Source organism: Gammaproteobacteria bacterium, from assembly GCA_013696315.1.
Lineage (GTDB): Bacteria > Pseudomonadota > Gammaproteobacteria > JACCYU01 > JACCYU01 > JACCYU01.
On the sequence record JACCYU010000208.1, the window covers coordinates 1 to 6,158 of the forward strand.

9 protein-coding genes and 1 pseudogene are annotated in these 6,158 nt (G+C 61.2%); 4 read left to right on the top strand and 6 right to left on the bottom strand.

Translation table 11 applies throughout. From position 1 onward, the window contains the following. Both H0V34_12160 and H0V34_12165 read right to left on the bottom strand, forming a co-directional pair. Positions 1-503, bottom strand: a 503-nt coding sequence (locus H0V34_12160; protein MBA2492411.1) for an SDR family NAD(P)-dependent oxidoreductase, incomplete at its 3' end; no start/stop codon positions are given. Positions 504-551: 48 nt separating this feature from the next. Further along, positions 552-1,287: pseudogene (locus tag H0V34_12165) on the bottom strand (acetoacetate decarboxylase). A 237-nt stretch (positions 1,288-1,524) separates the two neighbouring features. Between H0V34_12165 and H0V34_12170 the strand changes: the two are divergent. The 4 genes from H0V34_12170 to H0V34_12185 all read left to right on the top strand — a co-directional run bounded on the left by H0V34_12170 (position 1,525) and on the right by H0V34_12185 (position 3,926). Then, positions 1,525-2,295, top strand: coding sequence for a GNAT family N-acetyltransferase (locus tag H0V34_12170; GenBank protein ID MBA2492412.1), 771 nt, complete (start codon positions 1,525-1,527; stop codon positions 2,293-2,295). Between the two features lie 37 nt (positions 2,296-2,332). Continuing rightward, positions 2,333-3,295 (top strand): hypothetical protein, encoded by a 963-nt coding sequence (locus tag H0V34_12175; protein ID MBA2492413.1) that lies wholly within the window; start codon positions 2,333-2,335, stop codon positions 3,293-3,295. A gap of 84 nt (positions 3,296-3,379) precedes the next feature. Next, entirely contained in the window at positions 3,380-3,607 is a 228-nt protein-coding gene (locus H0V34_12180) for a hypothetical protein (protein ID MBA2492414.1), read from the top strand. Continuing rightward, on the top strand, positions 3,588-3,926 hold the full coding sequence (locus tag H0V34_12185) for a hypothetical protein (GenBank protein MBA2492415.1): 339 nt from the start codon (positions 3,588-3,590) through the stop codon (positions 3,924-3,926). Before H0V34_12180 ends, H0V34_12185 begins: the two co-directional genes overlap by 20 nt. Before the next feature lie 141 nt (positions 3,927-4,067). Here H0V34_12185 and H0V34_12190 read toward each other — a convergent pair whose 3' ends face one another. The 4 genes from H0V34_12190 to H0V34_12205 are packed head-to-tail and all read right to left on the bottom strand — an operon-like array spanning position 4,068 to position 5,917. Next, positions 4,068-4,682 (bottom strand): membrane integrity-associated transporter subunit PqiC, encoded by a 615-nt coding sequence (locus tag H0V34_12190; GenBank protein ID MBA2492416.1) that lies wholly within the window; start codon positions 4,680-4,682, stop codon positions 4,068-4,070. Positions 4,683-4,686: 4 nt separating this feature from the next. Then, positions 4,687-4,908, bottom strand: coding sequence for a hypothetical protein (locus H0V34_12195; GenBank protein MBA2492417.1), 222 nt, complete (start codon positions 4,906-4,908; stop codon positions 4,687-4,689). After that, positions 4,905-5,654 carry an MCE family protein gene (locus tag H0V34_12200; protein MBA2492418.1) on the bottom strand — a complete coding sequence of 250 codons (750 nt, stop codon included), beginning with the start codon at positions 5,652-5,654 and terminating at the stop codon, positions 4,905-4,907. Before H0V34_12200 ends, H0V34_12195 begins: the two co-directional genes overlap by 4 nt. Before the next feature lie 8 nt (positions 5,655-5,662). Beyond that, entirely contained in the window at positions 5,663-5,917 is a 255-nt protein-coding gene (locus H0V34_12205) for a hypothetical protein (protein ID MBA2492419.1), read from the bottom strand. Between the last annotated feature and the right edge of the window lie 241 nt (positions 5,918-6,158).

Below are 6,158 nucleotides of genomic sequence, written 5' to 3' on the forward strand. Positions count from 1 at the left end.
GTCTTGGTAAGCCCCACCACGCCATGCTTGGCCGCGACATAAGCGGATTTGTACGGTGACGCGACCAGCCCGTGCGCCGAAGCAATATTGACGATTCGGCCCCAGCCCTTCGCCTTCATGTTCGGCAGCGCGGCGCGCGTAGTGTGAAACGCCGACGACAAAGCGATGGCGATGATCGCGTCCCATTTTTCGATCGGGAATTCGTCGATCGGCGTTACATACTGAATGCCGGCATTGTTCACCAGAATATCCACGCCGCCGAACGCGGTCGCGGTGTCTTCGATCATGGTCTCGATCTCGGCCGGTCTGGTCATGTCGGCGTTCGAGTATCGCGCGCGCACACTATGTTGCTGTTCGAGGTCGCCTCGGATGGCCTCGATCTCTTGCGCATCGCCGAAACCGTTCAGCATGACATCGCAGCCTTCGGCGGCCAGCGCACGCGCGATGGCGAGACCGATGCCGCTGGTCGAGCCGGTAATTACCGCGGACTTGCCTTTAAGCATGGGAACCTCCCGATTTTGATGGCTGATGGATGACCTATCCCGCCGTGGTCAGGTCAGGTAGTCATGAACGACAGTGCCGAGCGGCAAGGTCAGATCGGTCATTATGTGCGTCGCGAACAGCCTCTCGAATCGGCAGCCGGGCCACCGGCGCCAGCGCGTGATCGAACAGTTCCAGTCCCGCGGGCCCGGTCCACGCGCCCTTGACCGTGACATCGGACAAAGGTGTTCGCACCAGTTCGCAGATGCGCGGACTGCCATCCACGTGCGGGATAATCTTCAGCAGGAACGTCGGCGCCTGCAATGATTTCAGCGCCAGCGCCTCGTCAAGCGGGGCGTGCTTAAAGCCCATGGTGCCGGTCGCCACGCGCACACCGCTGTAATCCAGCGTGCCGACGAGCGTATCACCCCGCACCGCAAGATCGGGAGCACCCAGCTTTTTGGGGAATCCCCACAACTCGCGTCCGCCAGCGATGGGCGCGTGCACATTCAGATACATCGCCTGCTGATAATTGCCTGGCTCGCCTTTGTAGGTCACCGGGATCAGCTGCCCTGCCTCGCAATAGTCGCCGAAGCCGCTGGTGTCCGGCATGCGCATGAACTCGAACTTGACATGCGGTTCCGCCAGTTCCAGCGGCTCGGGCACGAGTTCCTTCAGCACCTCGGCCTCGCTGCGATAGGTGATGATCAGATATTCACGATTGAAGAACCGGTACGGACCCGGCGGGTAGGCAGGGCTGGTGAGGGGCATGGCGAAAGCGCGTTCGACGACCTCGTTTTGTTTCATGATGCCTCCTGTGAGTCGGCATTGAACTGGCGATCACGCTCCCATACGGTTGCCGCTACGTCAACGCCTGCCGACAAGAGATTGGGGGGCGGATAGTGCGTGCCGGCGATAGTCATGGCGGCGCCATCAAACAGCGACAGCACATGCATGCAAGCGGTAACATGTCGGCGTGATACGTTCAATACGACATGGCGCCCGGGCGAGCATGCCGCGGTGCGTGAGCCTGGCGGATTGTCCATGACTCGCGCGGGATCGGTCGGCATGCGCTTCGATGCCAACTATCGCGAGGACGTGACCCTGGCGCAGGGCTTGCGGGTGCGCTTGCGCACGGTCACGCCTGCCGACCGGCAAAAGCTCGTCGAAGGTTTCGCGCGCCTGTCGGCCGAGTCGCGGTACCGGCGTTTCCTGTCCACCAAGTCCGAGCTGACCGACGCGGACCTGAAGTTTCTGACCACGCCCGATGGTAGCAGGCACGTGGCCATCGGCGCGGTGGACATCGGCGCGGACGGTGAAGAACTTGACGGCGTCGGCATCGGCCACCTGGTGCGTGACACCGAACACCCCGAGGTTGCGGAGCTCGCGCTGACCGTGCTGGACGCCAGACAGGGAATGGGCATTGGCCGCATGCTGATGGTGCGTTTGATCGCCGCCGCCGCCGAGCGCGGCGTGCGGCGCATCCGCTGTCACCTGCTGGCCGATAACGCGCGCATGCGCGGCCTGATCGAGCCAGCGCTCGGTGACACCGCGTTGACCCGCGACGGCGACACGATGACGGGGGAGTTTCCCGTCCCGGCGACCGCGGAGCCAGAACACGTGGCGCGAGACCAGGTCGCGGCGCCACTGTTCGGACTCCTGCGCCTGATCGCCGCGGGCTCCGTAATGCCGCTCGACTTCACCATTGCCGGGTTACGCTATAGCATCGGGTCGATGGCGCTTTATTCTCCGTCTCCAGAATCGGCCGCTTCTCCGGAATCGGACGCAAAGGATGAAACCGGCCGCGATAGCTAGCGCACGCGCCAGATCCGAAACCCCACAGGAGCGCGATATGACTCACACCCCAGATTCAGAAGTATGGCCCGCCCTGCCCTTCGATGCCTGGCGCGACACCTGCGCGACCCTACATTTATGGACGCAGATCGTCGGCAAGCTGCGGCTGGCGCAGACACCGTGGGTGAACCATTCCTGGCACGCTACGTTGTACGTAACGGCACGCGGATTGACCACCTCGCCCATTCCTTATAACGACCGCGCGTTCGAGATCGACTTCGATTTTATCGATCACGCGCTCTTGATCCGCGTGAGCGACGGCGCCGAACGCGCGCTGCCGCTGGAGCCTCAATCCGTGGCGGATTTTTATGCGGCGGTGATGGCGACGCTCGCCGAACTCCGTGTGAAGGTTCAAATTCACGGCGCGCCCAACGAAGTCGCCGGCGCCATCCCGTTCAAAGATGACCGCACGCACAACGCTTACGATCCCGAATACGCGCAACGCTTCTGGCGGGTGCTGTTACAGGTCGATCGCGTGTTCAAATTATTCCGCACCGGTTATCTCGGCAAGGTCAGCCCCGTGCATCTGTTCTGGGGCAGCTTCGCTCTGGCCGTCACGCGCTTCTCCGGACGCAGCGCACCGCAACATCCCGGCGGCGTCCCCGCCCTCCCCGATCCCATCACCCGGGAGGCGTATTCGCACGAAGTCAGCAGCGCGGGCTTCTGGCCCGGCGGCGGCGCGGTCGACTATCCCGCGTTCTATTCGTACGCGTATCCGACAACAGAAAAATTCAGTTCCATGCCGGTCAATCCAAAAGACGCATTCTTCCTCAAGGCAGCGGGTGAGTTCATTCTGCCCTACGACTCCGTGTGCACTGCAAGCTCACCGGACAGCGTGCTGCTGGAATTCCTGCAAAGCACCTATGAAGCCGCCGCGGAGAGCGGGGGATGGGATCGCGCGGCGCTGGAATGTCCGCTGGGCAAGCCGGGCGTGGTTCTTGGAACTCCGCGCGAGACATAAAACGCATCCATTTGAAGGCGAAATGCTCAAGATCGACCGCAGGATATTAAATGATGACGACAATCATCGGCATACCCTGGCAACTTGCGCAGCAGCTCTTACAACGTGGCGTTGCTATGCACGGCGGCCGAACTGGCGCCGGACAGGGCCAGCCTGGAGATCGCCACGAGCAAGGGGATTCCGTTGTACGATGGCGGCAGCGAGACCGCGACCTTGCCGACCGTCCAAGACAACCTGAGCCTGGAAAGGCATAACTTTGAGCTCCATTTTTTACCAATCAGAGGAATAGACAATGCTTCGCAAAACGAGTGAATCATTAGACGTGTTGATGAAGATTCGGCAGGAAGTCGTGCCGTTGGTACTGGATGCGAATGAGAGAGGGGCAGTTGATCTCAATATCAAAAATCATCCGTGCGGAACACCGAGTTGTTTTATGGGGCACGCATCCGATATTAGTAAGCGGCAAGGATGGTCTGACCAATTCACCGATTGGCAGGAAAAGTTGTGGCAATACGATCAGGGCCTTTGGTCTAGCTTATTCGGGGTAGCTGTTACAGGCACCCTCGCCGATCGCATAGCGCGCTTAGACAGGATGATAGCGAAGGAAATGGCCGGCGTAGGCAAAGTATGAGTCTCCCCGACTGGTCGCAAGTGCTTGCCGCGGACGCGGCGTCGGGCATCGCCTATCGTTGTTCGGTACGATACGACTGCTAATGACGAGCGAGCATATCCCGTCGCCGGGACGCTCTGGCTCGAACTGCGAGATCGATCACTAGCCATGAGGAGTCTCCAAAAGCCGCTCCAGTCGCGCGCGAACTCCGCTCAGCGCGGCTTGCAGCGCCTGGTCAATCGCCTCGACCACGCTATCGACGGTGCGCTCCTGAGCCATTGCTCTGCCCCATGAGTGTTTTTCAAAAACGATGCCGTTGCTGTTACTCACGCGCAATGTCAGCGCGACCTGGCCGCTGGGACCTTCGCGCGTATCGACTTCGAGCAGCTCGGAGACATCCGCGCTCAGGATAACCGCTTCGCCGGTGTTCACGGCAAGCCCCGTTAATTCGGCGTTGATGCCTGCCTTGCACAGATATTCGACGGTGGCTTGCGCCAGCATTCGCGCCGGTGGCGTAGCCCATTGATGACTCGCGTAAAAGCCGATGGTTTGCGGCAGGTCCGGCGGCCGGTAAACGATGCGGGTCGTATCGAAGGGCGGCAATACGTTAAACGGCTGCACTGTCACCACCTCCGTCGCCGCGTCGTTCGCTGCACAAGAAGTCGCCTGCCGGCCGGCGAAATCATCGAGCGAGTAGTAACGTGTTTGCGGCGCGGAAGCACAGGCGGTCAGCAGCAGCATTGCCACCGGCGGAACGCATTGCGAGAGTGCAGTCACGGCATCACGCCCGCTGGTTCGCCCGGTATTCGGCGTCCGTCGGCAGGACTCGAATCAGACTGTAAGGCTGCTCCTTGATTTGCGTGGAAAAGCCTTCCAGGGCAGCAGCCGCGCGGCTGAGCCTCGCGAGCGTTTGCTCGATGACCTGACGATTCTCGCTGACTACCGCCGTCGCGTCACGCGCGTCGCCGAACGCCGCCTGCGCTTCTTCGAGCACCACCCTCACGTGTTTCCACCCTGCGCACCCAACGCCGTGTTGAGGCTGGCGGACAGGCTGTCCAGTTGTCGCATCACTCTTGCGGCTCGATCGAGCACGTTAACCGCGCGTACCGACGCCCGATTCGTCTGAGTGAGGATTCCGGGCAGATCGCGCTCGAATCCTATCGTGAGTTTGTCCAGACGATCGGCGACGGATGCAGCCGAATCTGACAAGCGTGCAAGACTGTCAACGGTTGCCGGCATGCGTCGGGACAAGTTCGAAAGGATGTCCTTCGTCTGCCTCATCACGGGTGTAATCTGTGCCGCCACCCGGTCCGCAACGTTTAGCAGGTCCTGGGCATTGGCGGAGACCAGACCGTCGATGGTATCGCTAGGCGCAAGCTTCGCCATCCGCGACGAACCGGGCTCGACCTCCAGCGCGGTGCCGCCCAGGAGATCCAGCAACACGACCCTGGCAGTACTGTCGGCGCGCAATGTGACTGCCGGACTGATGTCCACACGCAGGGCGACCGGGGCCGGTGAATTTACATCGAGATTCATGTCGCTGACCCGGCCGACCGGCACGCCCGCGACCACCACCGGATCGCCGACCGCGAGCGTTCCGGCGTGCGGAATGGTAACGAGATAAGACGTGCTCGACGGTCGCACCCATGCGGACCCGGCCACCCATAGGGCCATACTGGCGAAGATGATTACGGCAACGAGAAAGAAAAGTCCCGCGCGGATAGTCTCGGTTCTGGTTTTCGCGGCCATGAATGTTCTTACCGCGCCAGATCTTTCGCTGCCGCGGCTAGTACAGCGTCCATCTCTTGTCCCGCGGACGGTTCTTCGGCCTGCCGGCGCAGAAATCGTTGTGCTACGGGATGCTTCGTCGCTCTCAGGTCTGACGGTGTACCCGCGGCGATTATGCTGCCGCGGTCCATCAGAAAAATACGATGCGCGATCGCAAACGCACTCTCTAATTCGTGCGTGACCACCACCAGGGTAGCGTGAAACGCGTGGTTAAGACGGGTCAACAAACTGGTCGAGGCCCGCCGAGGTCACCAATCGCTTCACCAACGAGGGGAATGCGCTGACGCCAGGCGAGGTCACAAGTCCTCCAATGAATGATGAAGATAGATACGACCCAGCCCAACGCTTCTAAGTTGAGCAATGCAGCCCAGCAAGTGGCGTGACAGCAACGCTGGCGCGACACTTGGCCTGCATTAGCTCGAACGCGCAGTTGGAGGCGATGGGACGCAATACCTCGGTAGCATA